Origin of the sequence: Methylobacterium sp. Leaf100 (assembly GCF_001422845.1) — a bacterium.
Classification (GTDB): Bacteria; Pseudomonadota; Alphaproteobacteria; order Rhizobiales; family Beijerinckiaceae; genus Methylobacterium.
Map to the genome: position 1 here is coordinate 318,477 of NZ_LMMW01000001.1, position 18,093 is coordinate 336,569.

The 18,093-nt window shown below is 69.7% G+C and carries 21 protein-coding genes; 13 read left to right on the top strand and 8 right to left on the bottom strand.

The genetic code is table 11. From position 1 onward, the window contains the following. Positions 1–21: 21 nt before the first annotated feature. Complete coding sequence (locus tag ASF25_RS01450; protein WP_244472858.1) at positions 22–282, bottom strand: BrnA antitoxin family protein; 261 nt, start codon at positions 280–282, stop codon at positions 22–24. 194 nt (positions 283–476) lie between these two features. Between ASF25_RS01450 and ASF25_RS01455 the strand changes: the two genes are divergently transcribed. Both ASF25_RS01455 and ASF25_RS01460 read left to right on the top strand, forming a co-directional pair. After that, positions 477–674 (top strand): hypothetical protein, encoded by a 198-nt coding sequence (locus ASF25_RS01455; protein WP_056166727.1) that lies wholly within the window; start codon positions 477–479, stop codon positions 672–674. Positions 675–752: 78 nt separating this feature from the next. Beyond that, positions 753–1,394 (top strand): TetR/AcrR family transcriptional regulator, encoded by a 642-nt coding sequence (locus tag ASF25_RS01460; RefSeq protein WP_082483599.1) that lies wholly within the window; start codon positions 753–755, stop codon positions 1,392–1,394. Positions 1,395–1,401: 7 nt separating this feature from the next. Here the strand turns inward: ASF25_RS01460 and pyrF are convergent, their stop codons facing one another. Beyond that, positions 1,402–2,097: an orotidine-5'-phosphate decarboxylase gene (gene pyrF / locus ASF25_RS01465; RefSeq protein ID WP_056302820.1), complete on the bottom strand. Its 696-nt coding sequence runs from the start codon at positions 2,095–2,097 to the stop codon at positions 1,402–1,404. A gap of 57 nt (positions 2,098–2,154) precedes the next feature. Further along, positions 2,155–2,784 carry a uracil-DNA glycosylase family protein gene (locus ASF25_RS01470; RefSeq protein WP_056302822.1) on the bottom strand — a complete coding sequence of 210 codons (630 nt, stop codon included), beginning with the start codon at positions 2,782–2,784 and terminating at the stop codon, positions 2,155–2,157. A gap of 482 nt (positions 2,785–3,266) precedes the next feature. Here ASF25_RS01470 and ASF25_RS01475 point away from each other — a divergent pair, with 482 nt between their 5' ends. Next, positions 3,267–4,439: a zinc-dependent alcohol dehydrogenase gene (locus tag ASF25_RS01475; RefSeq protein WP_056302824.1), complete on the top strand. Its 1,173-nt coding sequence runs from the start codon at positions 3,267–3,269 to the stop codon at positions 4,437–4,439. Positions 4,440–4,571: 132 nt separating this feature from the next. Beyond that, positions 4,572–4,847, top strand: coding sequence for a hypothetical protein (locus tag ASF25_RS01480; protein ID WP_056166716.1), 276 nt, complete (start codon positions 4,572–4,574; stop codon positions 4,845–4,847). A gap of 54 nt (positions 4,848–4,901) precedes the next feature. Here ASF25_RS01480 and ASF25_RS01485 read toward each other — a convergent pair whose 3' ends face one another. The 3 genes from ASF25_RS01485 to ASF25_RS01495 all read right to left on the bottom strand — a co-directional run bounded on the left by ASF25_RS01485 (position 4,902) and on the right by ASF25_RS01495 (position 8,039). Beyond that, entirely contained in the window at positions 4,902–5,156 is a 255-nt protein-coding gene (locus ASF25_RS01485) for a hypothetical protein (RefSeq protein ID WP_156368813.1), read from the bottom strand. Between the two features lie 174 nt (positions 5,157–5,330). Next, entirely contained in the window at positions 5,331–7,535 is a 2,205-nt protein-coding gene (locus tag ASF25_RS01490) for a xanthine dehydrogenase family protein molybdopterin-binding subunit (RefSeq protein ID WP_056302827.1), read from the bottom strand. Between the two features lie 48 nt (positions 7,536–7,583). Beyond that, positions 7,584–8,039 (bottom strand): (2Fe-2S)-binding protein, encoded by a 456-nt coding sequence (locus tag ASF25_RS01495; RefSeq protein WP_056302829.1) that lies wholly within the window; start codon positions 8,037–8,039, stop codon positions 7,584–7,586. A gap of 253 nt (positions 8,040–8,292) precedes the next feature. On the opposite strand from ASF25_RS01495, the gene ASF25_RS01500 reads away from it, so the two are divergent. The 5 genes from ASF25_RS01500 (at position 8,293) to uraD (ending at position 12,907) form a co-directional block, all read left to right on the top strand. Further along, on the top strand, positions 8,293–9,894 hold the full coding sequence (locus ASF25_RS01500; RefSeq protein WP_056302830.1) for a HAMP domain-containing sensor histidine kinase: 1,602 nt from the start codon (positions 8,293–8,295) through the stop codon (positions 9,892–9,894). 129 nt (positions 9,895–10,023) lie between these two features. Continuing rightward, a complete protein-coding gene (locus ASF25_RS01505; RefSeq protein ID WP_082502422.1) occupies positions 10,024–11,415 on the top strand; it encodes an MFS transporter in 1,392 nt (463 codons plus the stop codon). 25 nt (positions 11,416–11,440) lie between these two features. Then, positions 11,441–12,001, top strand: a complete 561-nt coding sequence (uraH, locus tag ASF25_RS01510; RefSeq protein ID WP_082502423.1) for a hydroxyisourate hydrolase — start codon at positions 11,441–11,443, stop codon at positions 11,999–12,001. A gap of 39 nt (positions 12,002–12,040) precedes the next feature. After that, positions 12,041–12,394, top strand: coding sequence for a hydroxyisourate hydrolase (gene uraH / locus ASF25_RS01515; RefSeq protein WP_056166698.1), 354 nt, complete (start codon positions 12,041–12,043; stop codon positions 12,392–12,394). A gap of 6 nt (positions 12,395–12,400) precedes the next feature. Next, positions 12,401–12,907 (top strand): 2-oxo-4-hydroxy-4-carboxy-5-ureidoimidazoline decarboxylase, encoded by a 507-nt coding sequence (uraD, locus tag ASF25_RS01520; RefSeq protein ID WP_056166695.1) that lies wholly within the window; start codon positions 12,401–12,403, stop codon positions 12,905–12,907. On the opposite strand, the gene cobT is transcribed toward uraD, so the two are convergent. Further along, complete coding sequence (gene cobT, locus ASF25_RS01525; protein WP_056263582.1) at positions 12,904–13,941, bottom strand: nicotinate-nucleotide--dimethylbenzimidazole phosphoribosyltransferase; 1,038 nt, start codon at positions 13,939–13,941, stop codon at positions 12,904–12,906. The two genes, uraD and cobT, sit on opposite strands and share 4 nt — an antisense overlap. 101 nt (positions 13,942–14,042) lie before the next feature. Between cobT and cobS the strand changes: the two genes are divergently transcribed. From cobS to ASF25_RS01540, 3 genes are all read left to right on the top strand, one after another. Next, positions 14,043–14,867 (top strand): adenosylcobinamide-GDP ribazoletransferase, encoded by an 825-nt coding sequence (gene cobS / locus ASF25_RS01530; protein WP_056263580.1) that lies wholly within the window; start codon positions 14,043–14,045, stop codon positions 14,865–14,867. 61 nt (positions 14,868–14,928) lie between these two features. Continuing rightward, positions 14,929–15,162: a DUF1289 domain-containing protein gene (locus ASF25_RS01535; protein WP_056303153.1), complete on the top strand. Its 234-nt coding sequence runs from the start codon at positions 14,929–14,931 to the stop codon at positions 15,160–15,162. Next, on the top strand, positions 15,159–15,854 hold the full coding sequence (locus tag ASF25_RS01540) for a TIGR02281 family clan AA aspartic protease (protein ID WP_056302832.1): 696 nt from the start codon (positions 15,159–15,161) through the stop codon (positions 15,852–15,854). The genes ASF25_RS01535 and ASF25_RS01540 overlap by 4 nt, the downstream gene beginning before the upstream one ends. On the opposite strand, the gene dusA is transcribed toward ASF25_RS01540, so the two are convergent. Next, complete coding sequence (gene dusA / locus ASF25_RS01545; RefSeq protein WP_082502424.1) at positions 15,851–16,873, bottom strand: tRNA dihydrouridine(20/20a) synthase DusA; 1,023 nt, start codon at positions 16,871–16,873, stop codon at positions 15,851–15,853. The genes ASF25_RS01540 and dusA overlap by 4 nt on opposite strands. A gap of 122 nt (positions 16,874–16,995) precedes the next feature. Here dusA and ASF25_RS01550 point away from each other — a divergent pair, with 122 nt between their 5' ends. Beyond that, complete coding sequence (locus ASF25_RS01550) at positions 16,996–18,084, top strand: site-specific integrase (protein WP_056302834.1); 1,089 nt, start codon at positions 16,996–16,998, stop codon at positions 18,082–18,084. The last annotated feature ends 9 nt before the right edge of the window (positions 18,085–18,093 follow it).

Here is an 18,093-nt window from a genome sequence, read left to right on the forward strand (position 1 = left end):
GAGCGGGGATGTCTCGCTCCCTCACTCATGTTTGAACGTCGCACGGGCATAACTTTCCAGAACGGCGTTCATGCGCGTCTGGTAGCCTCGCCCCTGCTGCTTGTAGGCATCGAGGACCGATGTCTTGACCCGGAGCGTGACGGATTGCGTCCGATCCGGCTCGACGAGCTTGGCGTTTGTCCAGAACGCCTCATCGAGTTCCGGCACATCGCTGAAATCGATCTCGGCGTCCGGTACGGCCGCGATCTCAACGGAGGTCATCGGACGCGCGTAGCGCTTCATCATAGCGTTTCCTTTCCCGTTGCGAGGCAGGGCGAGCCGAGATGATTCGGGTGACGCCGCTCCGATCCGTGTGAACGACGGTCAGGAACGCGACCGCATCGGCCACCTTTTTTCGAAACATGTCGAAATTCGGGCCTCGAGTGAACCGTTGCGGTTGATGGCCGTTGATTCCCCAGACAGAGGGGAACCCGGCCATGGCCAAGCACGAGATCCTGAATTTCTTCCAACATCGCCACGACGGCGCCTGGATCTGCGTCAAGCCTTTTACCCTGACGACCAAGTCGAGCAGCGTCGACATTCAGCAGGGCATGCGGTTCGATTACGGCAAGCGCGTCGGCGGAGTCGATCTGGCCGAATATCTGGAGCAGCTCGGATCGCAGTTCGGCTCGTAAGGCACACTCCCCGCGTCACGTGCGTCGAGGGCTCTTTGAGCCTTTGACCTTGCCTGGGCCGCCCCCTAGCGTGATGCCATGACCACCGCAGCGGCACCCGTGACCGCCCTCCCCGACGACCTCGCTCTTCCGCACGAAGCGGCGCCGATGACCCGGTGCCGCATTCTGGAAACCGCCGAAAAGGCGTTCCGGGAGATCGGCTACCAGAAGACCACCGTCGCCGACATCGCCCGCGCCCTGCGGATGAGTCCGGCCAACGTGTATCGTTTCTTCGATTCGAAGAAGGCGATCCACGAGGCCGTGATCAAGCGTCTCATGGACGAGACCGAGCAGCGCGTGGCCATCGCGGCGCAGGGGCCCGGGCAAAGTGCAAGCGCACGGCTCACGAGCGTGATTCTGGTCCTGCACCGGGCCTGCGTCGAGCGCTGCGACGCCAACCCGCGCATGCACGAGATGGTCGAGGCCGCCGTCGCCGAAAGCTGGGATGTCTGCGCCCACCATATCGAGCGGATCGGCTCGATGATCGAGACCCTGGTGCGCGACGGGATCACGGCGGGTGAATTCGCGGTGGACGATCCAGCGACCGCCGCCGCCTGCCTGCATACGGCGGTGCTGCGCTACTGCCATCCCACCCTCGTCAGTCGCTACCCCGATGCCGGGGTTCCCCCCGTCGAGGCGATGATCGCCTTTCTGCTGAGAAGCCTGCGCGCGCCGGCCTGATCCCGCATCATACCATTTCGGCGACGATGGCCTGCGCGACGGCGCGGGGATCGGCGGCGCCGGTGATCGGGCGCCCGACCACCACATGGTCGATACCGGCGCGTCGGGCCTCGCCGGGCGTCATCACCCGCTTCTGGTCGCCGAGGCCGCTGCCGGCAGGCCGGATGCCGGGGGTGACGATGAGGCGCGAAGGCCCGACCACACCCCGAACCGAGACCGCCTCGACGGCGCTGCAGACGATGCCGTCGATCCCGGCCTCCTCTGCCTGGCGTGCGCGCTGCGCCACTAGGTCGGCGACGGGCAGCGCGTAGCCGGCCTCCTGCGCATCGGCCTCGTTGTAGGAGGTCAGCACGGTGACGGCCAGGATCCGCAGGCCGCCGGTACCGCGTCCCCGCACCGCCGCCCGCATGGTCTGCGGATAGGCATGCACCGTGAGGAAGGTCGGCCCGAGGTCGGACAGCGCCCGCACGCCCTCCTCCACGGTGTTGCCGATGTCGTGGAGCTTCAGGTCGAGGAACACCTTGAGGCCGGCGGCGGCGAGACGGGGCACCAGGGCGAGCCCGCCCGCATAGGCGAGGCGGTAGCCGATCTTGTAGAAGGTCGCGGCGTCGCCGATGCGCTCCACAAGTGCTTCCGCCTCAGCCACCGTCGCGACGTCGAGGGCGACGATGAGGCGGTCGCGCGGATCGGGCATGGCGGGCATCGTCGGGTCCTTCGGCCTGGAAGCGTCGGGCGGCCATCCCGCGTCGGGAGCCCGGTGTCAACGCGGCGCCATCGCGGCGGCCACCTCCGCCCGCAGAACCGGCAGCAGCTCGGCCTCGAACCACGGATTGGCCTTCAGCCAGCCGCTGTTGCGCCAGGACGGGTGCGGCAGGGGCAGCACGCGCGGCCGGCGCGGGGCCTCCAGGACGGCGCGCCAGCCCCGCACGGTCTCGGTGAGCCCGCCCTTCGACCGCCCGAGGTGCCACACCTGCGCATACTGGCCGATGACGAGGATCAGGTCGAGGTTGGGCAGCCCCGCGAACAGCTCGGCCCGCCAGCGCTCGGCGCATTCGCGCCGGGGCGGGCGGTCCCCACCCTTGGCGTCGTAGCCCGGAAAGCACGCACCCATGGGCACGATGGCGAGGCGCGACGCATCGTAGAACGCGGCCTCGTCGAGGCCGAGCCAGTCGCGCAGGCGAATCCCGGAGGGGTCCATGAACGGGACGCCGCTCTTGTCGGCCCGGTTGCCCGGCGCCTGGCTGGCGATGCAGAGGCGCGCGCTGGAACGGCCCTGGACGATGGGGCGCGGCTCCTGAGGCAAGGGCGGCCCGTAGACCGGCGCGTCGCGGCAGATCCGGCAGGCGCGCAGGGACGCGGCCGTCGCGTCGAAATCCGGAACAGGTTGCATGATGGTCCGGAGATAGGGGCGCGCCTCGGCCCTGGACAGGGGCGAGACGACGGCTTCCGGCCTGGGCCGATGGCGAACGACGCATCGACCCGATTTCCCTCATTCCCCCCGATGCCGAAATCCGCCGATGCCGAAATCCGCCGATGCCGAACTCTGCCGATGCCGAACTCTGCCGATGCCGAGGTGGCAGCTGCGGATGAGGGTCGGTGATCCGGCCGCGGCGGCGGCGATCCCGGAGCCGACCTTCAGGGTCCCGAGAGGGTGGACCGCGGGCGCTCGCGCGGATTCAAGGCGAGCACCGGCCGAACGATCTTGCGACGTTCCTGCGGACCTGAAAATCGGAACATATCCCCGGCCAAGCGTCTTGAATCCGGTATCGAGGCATCATCGGTAGTGGCCGACCGATCGGATCAAGATTTCGATCTGAATCTCTGGGATCGGATCGCTCGGACTGCCACGCGACATCGCAGAGGACGTTCCGGATGAAGGCACTGTGTTGGCATGGCAAGGGCGACATCAGGTGCGATACGGTGCCGGACCCGAGGATCGAGGACGCACGCGACGTCATCATCAAGGTGACCTCGTGCGCCATCTGCGGCTCGGACCTCCACCTCATGGACGGTCAGATGCCGACCATGGAGAGCGGCGACGTGCTGGGCCACGAGTTCATGGGTGAGGTCGTCGAGGTCGGCGCCGGCTTCACTAAGTTCAAAAAGGGCGACCGTATCGTCGTGCCGTTCAACATCAATTGCGGCGAGTGCCGCCAGTGCCGCCTCGGCAATTACTCGGTGTGCCAGCGCTCGAACCGCAACGGCGCGATGGCGGCGGCCCAGTTCGGTTACCCCACCTCCGGCCTGTTCGGCTACTCGCACCTCACCGGCGGCTATTCCGGCGGCCAGGCCGAGTACGTCCGGGTGCCCATGGCGGACGTCGCCCCCATGCTGGCGCCGGAGGGCGTCGACGACGAATCGCTCCTGTTCCTCACCGACATCCTGCCCACAGGCTGGCAGGGCGCCGAGCATTGCGAGATCAAGGGCGGCGAGATCATCGCCGTCTGGGGCGCCGGTCCGGTGGGCCTGTTCGCGATCCAGTCGGCCAAGATCATGGGCGCCGAGCGCATCATCGCCATCGACACGGTGCCGGAGCGCCTCGCGCTCGCCCGGACCTACGGGGCCACCGACATCATCGACTACGCCAACGACGACGTGTTCGAGCGCATCAAGGAGATCAGCAAGGGTGAGGGGGCCGACGCCGTCATCGACTGCGTCGGCATGGAGGCCAGCGCCGGGCACGGCCTCGCCTCCATCGTCAACACCATCCAGGAGAAACTCACCTCGACGGAGCGGCCCTACGCCCTCATGGAGGCGATCCAGGCCGTGCGCCCGTGCGGCATCGTCTCGGTGCCGGGCGTCTATGGCGGGCCGATCCCGATCAACATGGGGATGATCGTGCAGAAGGGCCTGACCATGAAGAGCGGCCAGACCCACGTGAAGCGCTACCTCGAACCGCTGACCAAGCTGATCCAGGCGGGCAAGATCGACATGACGTCGATGATCACGCACCGCTCCACGAATCTCGCCGACGGGCCCGACCTGTACAAGACCTTCCGCGACAAGAAGGATGGCTGCGTGAAGGTGGTGTTCCACCCCAACTAGCGTGCATGACCGGCAGCACCCTGGATTGGAATCCCTTCCCGGTCCAAGGTCGTTGTCGGATCTCTGGCGAGGATTCCTGGAGCGGACCACGTCCGCGCGGGGGGCCTCAGGCGCGCCGGGACGGGAGACGATATGGCGTTCAAGGCGAAATCGGCGTCGGAGACCAAGGCGGCGGATCTGGCCGCCGCCTTGGTGCGCATCGCGGACCGGGGCGGCGCGCCGCTGCACGTCGGCGTGGACGAACTGCGACGCGGCAACCCGCGCCTGACGCCGCTGGCCATCGGCCAGATGTTCCGCAAGCACCACGATATCCTGGAGGCGGCCTTAGCCGAGCGCGGCTACGCCCTCGTCGATTATGCGGATCAGGGACCGGGCCTCGGCATGGCTTTCGCGATCGATCCGGCGTGACCTTCATCGGCTCGGCCGGCCGCGCCTAGCTCACGAAATCCGAGGGGTCCCGGCTCAGGAGGTCTGCGCCTTCGGTGCGGCCCAGGACGTAATCGGCTGGACGCTGATCTGGAGACCGTGTTTCCACCGCACGTTGAACCGGCGATAGGTGCGGTCGCGATCGAGCTTGATGTCGATGGCTTCGTTCGGACCGATGACCACGTCCCGGCGCAGGTTCACCAGGGTCTTGTCGTTGACCTGACCGACGATGTCGCAGGCATAGGTGCGGTTGCCGATGCGCAGGATCGCCGGCAAGAGCGCAGTGTCCATGCTGCGCGGCCGGGACGGCTGCTGAACGCCAGTAAACCGCTTGAAGATCGACGGAACCCAGGACAGCATCTGATCGCTCGAAACCGGTCGTTGTCCGTCCGGTCTACGAGCGAGAGATTGACAATCCATGATTGACGTCACGGGCCTTGCGCCCGTGACTTCCGACGACGGTGGTCAGACGCCCTTGAGCCCGCCGAGATCCAGCGGCAGGGATCGCAGGCGCCGCCCCGTGGCGGCGAAGACGGCGTTGGAGATCGCCGGGGCGATGACCGGCACGCCGGGCTCGCCGATGCCCGTCGGCGCCGTGGTGGACGGCATGATGTGAACCTCGACCACCGGCATCTCGCTCATGCGGGTCGGCTCATAGGTGTCGAAGTTGCGCTCCTGCACCACCCCGTCCTTGAGGGTGATCCGGTTGCGCAGGACCGACGAGAGCGCGAAGCCGACCGCACCCTCGACCTGGGCCCGGATGATGTCCGGGTTGACGGCGATACCGACATCGACAGCGGCGACGATGCGGTTGACCTTCATCTTGGCTTCGTCGGCGGTGACGTCGGCCACCATGGCGACATAGGAGCCGAAGGATTCGTGGGCCGCGACGCCGAATCCGTGCCCCTTGCCCGAAGGCCGGTTCGACCAGCCGGCCTTCTCGGCGGCGAGCGCCAGGACGCCGGAGAGGCGCGGGGCGCCCTTCAGCATCGCGAGGCGGTAGGCGACGGGATCGGCCCCGGCGGCGTGAGCCAACTCGTCGATGAACACCTCCATGGCGTGCGCCGTGTGGGTGTGGCCCACCGAGCGCCACCACAGCACCGGTACGCCCTCGCGGGCGTTGTTGACCTCGAACCGGTAGGCCGGCAACGCGTAGGGCGTGTCGGACGCGCCCTCGATGGAGGTCGAATCGACGCCGTTCTTCACCAGCATCGCCTCGAAGGGCGAGCCGATCATGATCGACTTGCCGATCATGCGGTGTTCCCAGCCGACCACCGCCCCGGCGGCGTCGAGGCCGGCCCTGAGCTTGTGCACCACCATCGGCCGGTAGTAGCCGCCAGCCATGTCGTCCTCGCGGGTCCAGACGAGATGGACCGGGGCCTTGCCCCCCGTCGCCTTCACGATGGCGGCGGTCTCGGCGAAGTAGTCGGCGCTCGGCGTCGCGCGCCGGCCGAACGAGCCGCCGGCCCATTGGGTGTGGAGGCGGACCTTGTCGGTGGTCACCCCGAGGGTGGCGGCCACCACGGCCTGCTCGATGGTCTGGATCTGGCAGCCGGCGAAGACGTCATAGGTGCCGTCCGGGGCCCGCTCGATGGTGGCGTTGAGGGGTTCCATGGAGGCGTGGGCGAGGTAGGGGAAGGTGAACTCCGCCTCCAGCACCTTCGCGGCCTTGCCGATGGCGCCGCCGGCGTCGCCACGCTCCGAGGCGACGATGCCGGGACTCTTGAGGCGCTCGCGGTACTCGGCCAGGATCGCGTCGGACGAGCGGGTCTCGGCGCCCGAATCGTCCCAGGTCACGTCCAGCACCTCGCGGCCCTTGATGGCCGACCACGTGTCCTTGGCGATCACCGCGACGCCGGTGGGGATCGTCACCACGTCGAGGACGCCCGGCATGGCCTGCGCCGCCTTGCTGTTCATCGTCGCCACCACGCCGCCGAAGCGCGGCGCGTGCAGCACCACGGCCGTGACCTGGCCGGGGCGCCGGATATCCATGGAATAGGTGGCGCTGCCGTCGGTCTTGGCGGCTGAATCGAGGCGCGGCACCTTGGTGCCGATGAGCGTCCACTGGTCCGGACGCTTGAGGGTCGGCTCCTGCGGCACGGGCTGCGCCGCGGCCGCCTCGGCGAGTTCGCCGAAGCGGGCCTGCCGGTTGGAGGCGGCGTGGCGCACCAGACCCTTCGAGACCGTGATCTCGCCGGCCGGGACCTTCCAGCGTTCGACGGCGGCGGCCACCAGCATGGCGCGGGCGGCCGCACCCGCCCGGCGCAGCTGGAGCCAGGAATTGGCGATGGCCGTGGAGCCGCCCGTGCCCTGCACGGGGCCCATGAGCAGGTTGCTGTAGAGGGCCGCATCCGCCGGGGCGAAGGCCGTACGGACGGTGGCCCAATCCGCGTCGAGTTCGTCGGCCAGGATGGTGGCGAGGCCCGTGGTGTTGCCCTGGCCCATGTCGAGGTGCTTGATCATCACCGTGACGGTGTCGTCGGCGGCGATCCGCACGAAGGCGTTCGGTTTCGCCGGACCGCCGGTGAGGTCGGGACCGCCCGCGGCGCGGGCATGGCGCGGGCCGCCGAGGGTGAAGCCGAGCAGGATCGCCCCCGTCGCGACGGTGGCCCCGCCGAGGAAGGCGCGGCGGGAGGGGACGGTCTCCAGGGCCTGACGGACCTTCAGCATGGCGGACTCCAATTCGGACGGGTCTTCAGGATTCGGGCAGGGGGACGATCAGGCGAGGCTGCGCGCCGCCTCGTGGATCGCCGCGCGAATGCGCTGGTAGGTGCCGCAACGGCAGACGTTTCCGTCCATGGCCCCGTCGATATCGGCATCCGTGGGCTTCGCGTTGCCCGAGAGAAGGCCGATGGCCGACATCATCTGGCCCGACTGGCAGTAGCCGCACTGGACCACGTCGAGGCCGCGCCAGGCGGTGCGGACGGCCTCGGCGACCTTGCCGGACACGCCCTCGATGGTGGTGACCTTGCCCTCGCCGATGTCGCCGATCCGGGTCTGGCAGGCGCGGACGGGCTGGCCGTCGAGGTGGATCGTGCAGGCGCCGCACTGCGCGATGCCGCAGCCATACTTGGTCCCGGTCTTGTCGAGGTGGTCGCGCAGCACCCAGAGGAGCGGGGTCTCGGGATCGGCCTCGACGCTATGGGCGACGCCGTTGACGGTCAGCTTCACCATGGGTCGTGCTCCGAATTCGTAATTTGGAATGATGCTAGACCGCTGACGGCGCGATTCGTGTGCGCCACCACACAGGACTTGTCCACGCCGACGACCGGTCACGCCGCCGAAGCGTCCGGAATCGAGACAATGCCGCGGATCGCGGCAGGCCGTTCTTAACATATCCGGGTCAGTCTCGCAGGGGTCGTGTTCCGACATGCTCGCGGTCCCCCATGGGGTGCGAGCGCCCCTTCGCGCGATCCTCAAGACGGTAATGCCCGACCTGACAGCGGAGATGATTCAGCGTGGGCGCGGCCCGGCCGCCCCGGAGGCGGTGCGCCGCCGCGAGGTCGCGCGCGAAATGCGCTCGGCCCGCGAGAAGCTGACCTCGACGAGCGGGCTGGAACGCGCCTTCGATTACGAGCTGGTGCGCGTCTATGCCCAGTACCGGGCCGGCGCGGTCATTCCCCTGGCGTTGCTGGGCCTCGCCATCGCGGGGGGCTCCGCCCTCTGGGTGCCGCCCCCCGTGGCGGCCGTGTGGGCGGCCTGTCTCCTGGCGGCCGTCGCCCTGTCGATGTTCGCCACCCGGCGCTTCCTGGCGCAGGACCCGGAGGCGGTCTCCGTCGCGGTGTGGCGGCGCTACTTCATGGTGTGCGAGGTCGTACAGAGCACGTCCTGGGCCCTGATGATCCTCGTCGGCACCACGCCGGGGGCCCGCACCTTCGTTCTGTTCGGCCTCCTCATCGTCGCGGCGGTGTCGACGATGCTCGCCGCGACCCTGCCGGCGGCCGCGGTGGCCGCCCTCATTCCCCTCAACATCGCCGCCCTGTCGCTCCTCGTGTTCTCGCACGACATGGACACGGCGATGCTGGTCACCATGGTGGTGGGCGCGCAGGTGTTCTTCATGGGGCTGGCCCGGCGGGTCTACGCCTCGACGGTCGGGGCGCTGAAATCCCAGGCCGAGAAGGACGCGATCTTCGGCGAACTCGAGCAAGCCAAGGCCAATTCCGACGAGGCGCGGCGCCGGGCCGAGGAAGCCAACCTCGCGAAAAGCCGGTTCCTCGCCACCATGAGCCACGAGCTGCGCACGCCGCTCAACGCCATCCTGGGCTTCTCGGAGGTGATGAAGAACGAGGTGTTCGGCGCCCACGTCGCGCCGTCCTACAAGGAATACGCCGCCGACATCCACGACAGCGGCCTGCACCTCCTCAACCTGATCAACGAGATCCTCGATCTCTCCCGCATCGAGGCCGGGCGCTACGAGCTCAACGAGGAGGCGATCCAGCTCGGCTTCGCCGTGGACGAGTGTCGCCACATGGTCGGCCTGCGCGCACGCAGCAAGGGCCAGACCTTCCACGAGTTCATCGACGACAGCCTGCCGCGCCTGTGGGCGGACGAGCGGGCCCTGCGCCAGATCATCCTCAACCTCCTGTCGAACGCGGTGAAGTTCACCCCGCCGGGCGGCGAGATCACCATCAAGGTCGGCTGGACCTCGTCCGGCGGGCAATACGTGAGCGTGAAGGACAGCGGACCGGGCATTCCGGAGGACGAGCTCGGCACGGTGATGTCGTCGTTCGGGCGCGGGTCCCTCGCCATCAAGACGGCGGAGCAGGGCTCGGGCCTCGGCCTGCCCATCGTGAAGGGTCTCGTCGATCTCCACGGCGGCAACTTCCTGCTGCAGTCGAAGCCGCGCGAGGGCACCGAGGTGGTGGTCACCTTCCCGGCGAGCCGGGTCATGGATACCCTGCCGGCGCTGGACCTGCCGGGCGGGGACCTGCGGGGCGGGGACCTGCCGATCCAGGATCTCATGAGCCAGGATTCGGACAAGGCCACGGCGGACGCCAAGCGCGGACGCTCGGCGGCGCGGGCGGCCTGAGGCCCAGACGGGAGCCGGAGCGCGGATCTCCCCTTTCCAGGCGCCGTCCCTGGTCCGTATGTTGCTTCGTCCCGAAGGATGCCGCCGCGACGATCGGCTGGGCCGAATCGGGCCGCGGGGACGGGGACCATGAGCCAGACAGCCCGGACCGCCCTCCCCCCGTACGCCGGCCTCCCTACCGACCTCGACGCGGCCTACCGCCGGATCACCTGGCGGCTCCTGCCGTTCCTGATGGGCCTGTGGATCCTGTCGTGGATCGACCGGGTGAACATCGGTTTCGCCAAGCTGCAGATGCTCGCCGACCTGAAGTTCAGCGAGACGGTCTACGGCATCGGCGCGGGCATCTTTTTCCTCGGCTACTTCCTCTGCGAGGTGCCGAGCAACCTGCTCCTGGAACACATCGGCGCCCGCCGGACCATCGCCCGCATCACCTTCCTGTGGGGGGCGTGCTGCGTGGCGATGATGTTCGTGACGACGCCGGCCGGGTTCTACGCGCTGCGCTTCCTGCTCGGCGTGTTCGAGGCCGGGTTCTATCCGGGCGTGATCCTGTTCCTGACCTACTGGTATCCGACGGAGCGACGCGCCCGGGTGTTCGGCCTGTTCATGTCGGCCTCGGCGCTGGCCGGCGTCATCGGCGGGCCGCTCGCCGGTGCGATCATGACCGGCATGGACGGCGTGAACGGGTGGGCCGGCTGGCAGTGGGTGTTCCTCATCGAGGGCATCCCGTCGATCCTCGCCGGCTTCGTCACCCTGTTCTATCTGACCGACCGGCCCGCGAAGGCCCTGTGGCTCACGGACACGCAGCGGGCCCTGGTGGTGGCGGATCTGGCCCGCGACGCGGCGGCCCTCGGGCCCCGCGAGCACCGCATCCTGGCCTCCCTGAAGGACGCCCGCGTCTGGCAGTGCATCGCGATCTTCTTTAGCATCGTCACCGCCAACTCGGCGCTGACCTTCTTCGGCCCGAGCGTGGTGCGGGAGGCCGGCTTCACCGATCCGCTCACCATCGGCTGGATCCTGTCGGGCGCCTACCTGTGCGGCGGCGCCGGCATGATCCTCAACGGCCTTCATTCCGACCGCTCCGGCGAGGCGCGGCTGCATTGCGGCGTCCCGGCCCTCGTCGGCGCTGCGGCCATCGCGCTCCTCGGATTCCTCGTACCCGTGAGCCCGGCCCTGTCCGTCGTCGCCCTCACCGTGGCCATCGTCGGCGCCATGAGCGCGATCCCGGTGTTCTGGCAGATCCCCGGCCGGTTCCTGGCGGGCTCGGCCGCCGCCGCCGGCATCGCGCTGATCAATTCGGTGGCCAATCTCGCGGGCTTCGGCGCGCCCGCCGCCATGGGATTCCTGCGCGAACTCACCGGCTCGGTCTCCACCGGCCTGTGGATCGTCGCCGCCGTCGAGGGCTTCGCCCTCGTCCTCATCTTCAGTTTCGTCCCGCCCGAGCCGCCTGCCCCGGAGACGCCCGCCCCGGAGACGCCCGCCCCGGAGACGCCCGCCCCGGAGCCGCGCATCGCGGTGGCGTGAGCCGGACCCACCCAAGGAGCCTTCCATGGATCGACATAGAACGGATCGACGTGACGTCGCCGGACATGAATTCGACGGATTTGCCCTTACGCGCCGAAGCCTCGTCGGCGCTGGGATCGGCGGGGCCGCCCTGGCCGCCGTTCCGGGTGCCCTGGCGCAGGCGAATCCGCCCCCGGCGAGCCCGTCCCAGCCCGGCGCCCTGACGACGGCGCCGGTGACCCAGGCCGGGCTCGGGCCACGCCTGACCCTGCACGCCATCGACAATTTCCACGGCACGCCCGGCGCCGGCATGGTCTGCGACCTCTCCATCCGCGAGGGCGACGCCTACCGGCCGATCAAGACCGTCACCACGGCCGCCAACGGCCGCACGCCGGAACCGCTCCTGTCGGAGGATGCCCTGAAGGTCGGCCATTACGAGCTGCTCATGCATTTCGAGGCGTATTTCGCCAAGACCGGCGCCACCCTCCCGAGCCCGAATTTCCTCGGCCTCGTGCCCGTGCGCTTCGTGATCCGCGACGCGAGCCAGCGCTACCACCTGCCGGTGCTGTTCACGCCGTGGGGCTATTCCTACTACCGCGGCAGCTGACCCCACACACGCGACGCCCTCCCGGAGACACGACACCCCATGGCCGGCATCACCACACACGTCCTCGACGCCGATCGCGGCCGCCCGGCACCGGGCGTGCGCATCGATTTCTCGGTGAGGGAGGGCGATGCGTGGCGCCTCGTCAAATCCGTCGTCACCAACGCGGACGGGCGCACGGACAAGCCGATCCTGCCCGGCGACGAAGCCAGGGCGGGCCAGTACCAGCTCGAATTCCACATCGACGCCTATCTGAAAGCCAAGCCCGGCGTGACCGAGGCCGACATCTTCGTGGACAACCCGGTGGTGCGCTTTTCGGTGTTCGACGTGAAGCAGCACTATCACGTGCCGATGCTGTGCACGCCCGGCAACTGCGCGACCTATCGGGGAAGCTGACGCCGCATGACCGACCTCGCCACCCTGAATCACCTCGACCGTGAGGCCTTCGTAGCCCTGTTGGGCGGCGTGTTCGAGCATGCCGCCTGGGTGGCCGAGGGAGCGTTCCCGGCCCGGCCCTTCGCGAGCGTCGCGGACCTGCACGGGGCGATGATGGCCGTGGTGCGGGCGGCCCCGGCGGCGGCGCGCAGCGCCTTCCTCGACGGTCACCCGGAACTCGCCGGCCCGGAGGCGCGGGCGCGCAGCATGACGGCCGATTCGGCGAGCGAGCAGGGCAGCGCCGCCCTCGACCGCATGCCACCCGCCGACGCGGACGCCTTCGACCGCCTGAACGCCGCCTACCGCGAGCGATTCGGGTTCCCGTTCATCGTCGCCGTGCGGGGCCGCGACCGGGCCGAGATCCTTCGGATCTTCGAAACGCGCGTGCTTCGGGACCCAGTGGACGAGGCGGCGAGCGCCCTCGACGAGATCGCCCTGATCACCCGGATGCGCCTCGACCGCCTGCTCGCTTAACCGGCCGAGCGCTCCGACACGCCGGCCTGGGAGAACGTCGCCATGTCGCGGTGGCAGGCGAGCGCGCCCTTGAGGAGGCCGACGGCCAGGGCCGCGCCCGATCCTTCGCCGAGCCGCATCCCGAGGGCCAGGAGCGGCACGAGGCCGAGGCGTTCCAGCACGTCCGCATGGGCGCCCTCGGCCGAGACGTGGCCGGCGAGGCAATGGTCGAGGAGCGACGGGTCGAGGGCGTGCAGGATCGCCGCCGCCGCCGTGGCGACGTAGCCGTCGAGGACCACGGGCACCCGCTGCAGGCGCGCGGCGAGGATCGCCCCCGCGATGGCGGCGATCTCCCGGCCGCCGAGGCGGGCCAGCACCTCGAGGGGATCGTCGAGATGGCCCGCATGGTGGGCGAGGGCCGCCTCCACCGCCGCGACCTTGCGGGCGAGGCCCGCCTCGTCCACCCCCGTGCCGCGCCCGACCCAGTGGGCGGGCTCGCCGCCGTAGAGGGCGGCGTAGATCGCCGCCGCCACGGTGGTGTTGCCGATGCCCATCTCGCCGACCGCGAGGCAATCGGTCCCGGCGGCCACCGCCTCCATGCCGAACGCCATGGTGGCGACGCAGGCCTTCTCGTCGAAGGCGGCCTCCGTGGTGATGTCGCCGGTCGGCAGGTCGATGGCGAGGTCGAACACCTTGAAGCCGAGGCCGTAGGCGGCACAAATCTGGTTGATGGCGCCGCCGCCCGCGGCGAAGTTCTCGAGCATCTGGCGGTTCACCGCGGTGGGATAGGCCGAGACGCCCCGCGCCGCGACGCCGTGGCTTCCGGCGAAGACGCAGACCAGGGGCCGGTCGAGGCTCGGCTGGCCCTTGCCCTGCCAGGCGGCGAGCCAGCTCACGAGATGCTCCAGGCGCCCCAGGGACCCGGCGGGCTTCGTCAGGGTGGCGTCGCGCTCGGCCACCATGGCGACGGCGTCCCGGTCCGGGCCCGGCAGGGCGTCGAGGAGCCGGCGGATGTCGCCGAACGGGGTCTGCTCGGGGGATGGCCCTTGGGTCATGGCGCGGATCCGGTGGCGGACGCTGCGCCGGGATGGCGGGCCGCCTGTGCCCGGAGCTATAACGGCGGGGCGGGTGGCGGTGAAGGCGGGACGACGTGGCGATGGGCGAGGATGCGCGGGACGAGCCGGCCTTCCCGGGGGCCCTCCTCGCCTACGACGGGGCTGCGTGCCTGCGCTTCTACTCCCGCCTGCCGGTGCCGGCCCTGCCCGGCGAGGGCGACCCGCATGCCGCTCCGGATTTCACCCGCGTGCCCCGGATGCTGCCCCTGGCCGGTCTCGTCCTGGCTCTGCCCGGTGGTCTCGTGCTGCTGGCGGCCTGGGGGCTCGGCCTCGGGCCGTTCCTCGCCGCGACCCTGGCGGTGGCCACGGGTGTCCTGATCACCGGCGCCCTGCACGAGGATGGTCTGGCCGACGTCGCCGACGGGTTCGGCGGCGGCACCACCCGGGAGCGGCGTCTCGAGATCATGCGCGACAGCCGCATCGGTGCGTATGGGGGCGTCGCCCTCGTCCTCGCCCTCGCCCTGCGGATCGGGGCGCTCGCCACCCTCCTCGACCGGACGGGGAGCGGCGCGGCCCTCGCCCTCGTGCTCGCCGCCGCCCTGTCGCGCACCGCCGCCCTCGCCCCGATGGTGCTCCTCGTCCCCGCACGCCGCGACGGTGCCGCCGCCAGCGTCGGTCGGCCGGGGCGCCCCGCCGTCGCGATAGCGGGTGCCCTCGCCCTCACCCTGGCGCTCCTCGGCGGACTTCTCGGCCTGCCCGTCGGCGGCGTTCTGCTCATGCTGCTTCTGTCCGGCCTGGGCGCCCTGGCGGTGACGGCGCTGGCCCGGCGCCGGATCGGGGGCCAGACGGGCGACGTCATCGGCGCCTGCCAGCAAGTGGCCGAGATCGCCGCCCTCCTGGGCCTCGTGGCCATGGTGCCGGCGTGAGGCTCCGCGCGGACCCAACCGGGCTTGATCCCGGGGCGCACCGGCTGGCATGAACGCCGGGATGATTCAGGCCGCCGCGAAACCCTCCAGTCCCTGCACCAAGCTCTGCCTGCTCGACGCGGTCTCGGGCCTGTGCGAGGGGTGTGGGCGCACGCGCAACGAGATCGCCCTGTGGGGGTCGCTGTCCGAGCCCCAGCGGCGGGCGGTGATGGCCGGGCTGCCCGAGCGCCTGCGCCAGGCCTACCCGAACCGGGCTGCATCGGATCGAGACGTACCGACCCGAGCGACCCCATGAGCGTCGTCGGTCTGGCGCTCGTCGCCCTCGGAATCGTGCTCGCCGTGCTGGTGTTCTCGCACGACAATCAGAGCGTCGTCGGCCTGGAGTCAGACCAGTTGGCGAGTCTCGCCGTCAGCGGCAGCCTGCTGGCCGTCATCGTCGCCGGGTTCTGGCACCAGTTCCGGGGCAATCTCGGGGCGAACCTCCGCGCGGCACTGATCTGGGGCGTCCTCGCCCTCGCCCTCGTCGCCGGTTACGCCTACCGCGACGACGCCCGGACCGTCGGCGCGCGGATCCTGGGCGCCGTCCGGCCGGGCAGCGCCGTGGTCGGGACCGACGGCAGCGTGACCATCACACGCCGGGCGGACGGCGACTTCCACGTGCGCGCCGAGATCAACGGCCAGCCCCACGGCTTCCAGTTCGACACGGGCGCGAGCGCGGTGGTGCTCACGGCCGAGACGGCGGCAGCCCTGGGCATCCGCCCGACGGCGTCGGAGTTCGCCGTGCAGGTCTCCACCGCCAACGGCACCACGGTCGCGGCCCCGGTCTTCCTCGAATCGCTGCGGGTCGGCACCATCGTCGAGCGCCGGGTTCCGGCCCTGGTCAGCCGCCCGGGGGCCCTACGCGACAATCTCCTGGGCATGAGCTTCCTCGACCGCCTGTCCGGCTTCGAGGTGCGCGGTGACCGGCTGATCCTGCGCGGTTCCTAAGCCGCCTGATCCCGCTCGGCCTCCGCCCGCGCCACCAGGGCGACGGCCTCCCGAAGGATCTCGACGCCGGCCTCCGGGTCGAGGCCACGGGTCGAAAGATGCCGGCGGTAGGCTCGGGCACCGGGGCGGCCGTTGAACAGGCCGAGCATGTGCCGGGTCACCCCGTGCAGGCGCACGCCGTCCTGGAGGAAGTCGGCCAACACCGGCACGAACGCCTCAACGGCGGCGAAGGCGTCGGCCACTGGGGCCGCCTCTCCGAACAGCACCGGATCGATGTCGAGGAGGATCGCCGGATCGGTGTAGGCGGCACGCCCGATCATCACGCCGTCCACATGCGCGAGCTGCGCCTTGGCGTCCGCGATGGTGGCGATGCCGCCGTTGATGGCGACGGGCAGCCCCGGATGCGCCCGCTTCAGCCGCGCCACCCGATCGTAGTCGAGTGGCGGCACGTCGCGGTTCTCCTTCGGCGACAGGCCCTGGAGCCAGGCCTTGCGGGCATGCACCACGAGGCCGTCGATGCCGGCCGCGATCACCGCCTCCGCGAGGGCGTCGAGGGCGATCTCGGTGTCCTGGTCGTCGACGCCGATGCGGCACTTCACCGTGACGGGGACCGAGACCGCCGCCTTCATGGCGGCGACGCACTCCGCCACCAATGCGGGCTCGCGCATGAGGCAGGCGCCGAAGCGGCCGTCCTGCACCCGGTCGGACGGGCAGCCCACGTTGAGGTTGACCTCGTCGTAGCCGAAATCCTCGGCGATCCGCGCGGAGGCGGCGAGATCGGCCGGGTTCGAGCCGCCGAGTTGCACCGCCACGGGATGCTCCATGGCGGCAAAGCCGAGCAGGCGGTCGCGCGGGCCGTGCAGCACCGCCCCGGTGGTGACCATCTCGGTGTAGAGCCGTGCACGCCGCGACAGGGTGCGGTGGAACGCCCGGCAGTACCGGTCGGTCCAATCCATCATCGGTGCAACGCTTAGCTGCCATCCACTGAGATTGCTGAATTTTTCAGGCCCTGCGGTCACTTCGCTCTCATTCAATGCTGTACTCAGTCCGGCTTGGTACGGCTCGGAACGCCTCAAACGTTGCCCGCTGTACAGCAATGCTGTAGCCCTCAGGCCATGCTGTACCGGCCATCGGGGGCGACGTGGGCACCATCCTGCCGCGCAAGCGGAAAGACGGCTCGACCGGATACCATGCGCAGATCGTGGTCAAAAGGGACGGCCTCCAGCACCGGGAGACCAAGACGTTTGATCGGCGTCCGGCCGCTGCAGCGTGGATCGCTAAGCGTGAGCACGAGCTGGGACAGCCTGGCGCTCTTACCGCGACCAAGGCTGACGATCCGACGCTTGGAGCGGCGATCGACCGATACATCAGCGATTCGCGTCGTGCGCTTGGAAAAACGAAGGCGCAGGTGCTGCGCACCATCAAGACCTTCGACCTTGCGGAGCAGCCCTGTTCGGCCGTGACCAGCGCGGAGATCGTGGCGTTCGCGCGCGACCTGTCGACTGGTCGCCTACCTCAGACGGTGGGAAACTACATGGCGCATCTCGGCGCAGTCTTCGCCGTAGCGAGGCCTGCATGGGGATACCCGCTCGATCCCGCGCAGATGGATGCGGCTATCTCCGTTGCCAAGCGGCTCGGCCTGACGGCGAAGTCGCGCTCGCGCGACAGGCGCCCGACGCTGGGCGAGCTCGATACGCTGATGGAGCATTTCGGAGGGGTGCGCGCCCGTCGGCCGGGATCGCTGCCCATGCAGCGCATCATCGCTTTCGCGCTGTTCTCCACCCGCCGTCAGGAAGAGATCACGCGCCTCGCGTGGGCGGACCTCGACGAGGACGGGTCGCGCGTGCTGGTGCGGGACATGAAAAACCCCGGGCAAAAGGTCGGGAATGATGTGTGGTGCGAGCTACCGTCCGAGGCGCTTCACATCGCAACCGCCTTGCCCCGGGTCGACGCGCGCATCTTCCCCTACACGACAGATGCAATTTCGGCCGCCTTCACCCGCGCGTGTGCCTTCATCGGCATCGAGGATCTGCACTTCCATGATCTTCGGCACGAGGGGGTGTCGCGGCTTTTCGAGATGGGCCGCACGGTGCCCCTCGCCGCTTCGGTTTCTGGACACCGGTCCTGGCAGAGCCTTCAGAGGTACACGCATGTCCGTCAGACCGGAGACCGTTTCGTCGGTTGGCCCTGGCTCAAAATAGTTACAGCGCCATTGGCACCGGACAGTTAACTACGCTGG

Coding starts and splice junctions, on each gene's coding strand:
- ASF25_RS01495 (WP_056302829.1), bottom strand. CDS start 8,039: ATGGTGAAGCTGACCGTCAACGGCGTCGCCCATAGCGTCGAGGCCGAT.
- ASF25_RS01480 (WP_056166716.1), top strand. CDS start 4,572: ATGGCGTTCAAGGCGAAATCGGCGTCGGAGACCAAGGCGGCGGATCTG.
- ASF25_RS01475 (WP_056302824.1), top strand. CDS start 3,267: ATGAAGGCACTGTGTTGGCATGGCAAGGGCGACATCAGGTGCGATACG.
- pyrF (WP_056302820.1), bottom strand. CDS start 2,097: ATGCCCGCCATGCCCGATCCGCGCGACCGCCTCATCGTCGCCCTCGAC.
- ASF25_RS01505 (WP_082502422.1), top strand. CDS start 10,024: ATGAGCCAGACAGCCCGGACCGCCCTCCCCCCGTACGCCGGCCTCCCT.
- ASF25_RS01500 (WP_056302830.1), top strand. CDS start 8,293: ATGCCCGACCTGACAGCGGAGATGATTCAGCGTGGGCGCGGCCCGGCC.
- ASF25_RS01490 (WP_056302827.1), bottom strand. CDS start 7,535: ATGCTGAAGGTCCGTCAGGCCCTGGAGACCGTCCCCTCCCGCCGCGCC.
- ASF25_RS01540 (WP_056302832.1), top strand. CDS start 15,159: ATGAGCGTCGTCGGTCTGGCGCTCGTCGCCCTCGGAATCGTGCTCGCC.
- uraH (WP_082502423.1), top strand. CDS start 11,441: ATGGATCGACATAGAACGGATCGACGTGACGTCGCCGGACATGAATTC.
- uraH (WP_056166698.1), top strand. CDS start 12,041: ATGGCCGGCATCACCACACACGTCCTCGACGCCGATCGCGGCCGCCCG.
- ASF25_RS01485 (WP_156368813.1), bottom strand. CDS start 5,156: ATGGACACTGCGCTCTTGCCGGCGATCCTGCGCATCGGCAACCGCACC.
- cobT (WP_056263582.1), bottom strand. CDS start 13,941: ATGACCCAAGGGCCATCCCCCGAGCAGACCCCGTTCGGCGACATCCGC.
- cobS (WP_056263580.1), top strand. CDS start 14,043: ATGGGCGAGGATGCGCGGGACGAGCCGGCCTTCCCGGGGGCCCTCCTC.
- ASF25_RS01535 (WP_056303153.1), top strand. CDS start 14,929: ATGATTCAGGCCGCCGCGAAACCCTCCAGTCCCTGCACCAAGCTCTGC.
- ASF25_RS01460 (WP_082483599.1), top strand. CDS start 753: ATGACCACCGCAGCGGCACCCGTGACCGCCCTCCCCGACGACCTCGCT.
- uraD (WP_056166695.1), top strand. CDS start 12,401: ATGACCGACCTCGCCACCCTGAATCACCTCGACCGTGAGGCCTTCGTA.
- ASF25_RS01455 (WP_056166727.1), top strand. CDS start 477: ATGGCCAAGCACGAGATCCTGAATTTCTTCCAACATCGCCACGACGGC.
- ASF25_RS01450 (WP_244472858.1), bottom strand. CDS start 282: ATGAAGCGCTACGCGCGTCCGATGACCTCCGTTGAGATCGCGGCCGTA.
- ASF25_RS01470 (WP_056302822.1), bottom strand. CDS start 2,784: ATGCAACCTGTTCCGGATTTCGACGCGACGGCCGCGTCCCTGCGCGCC.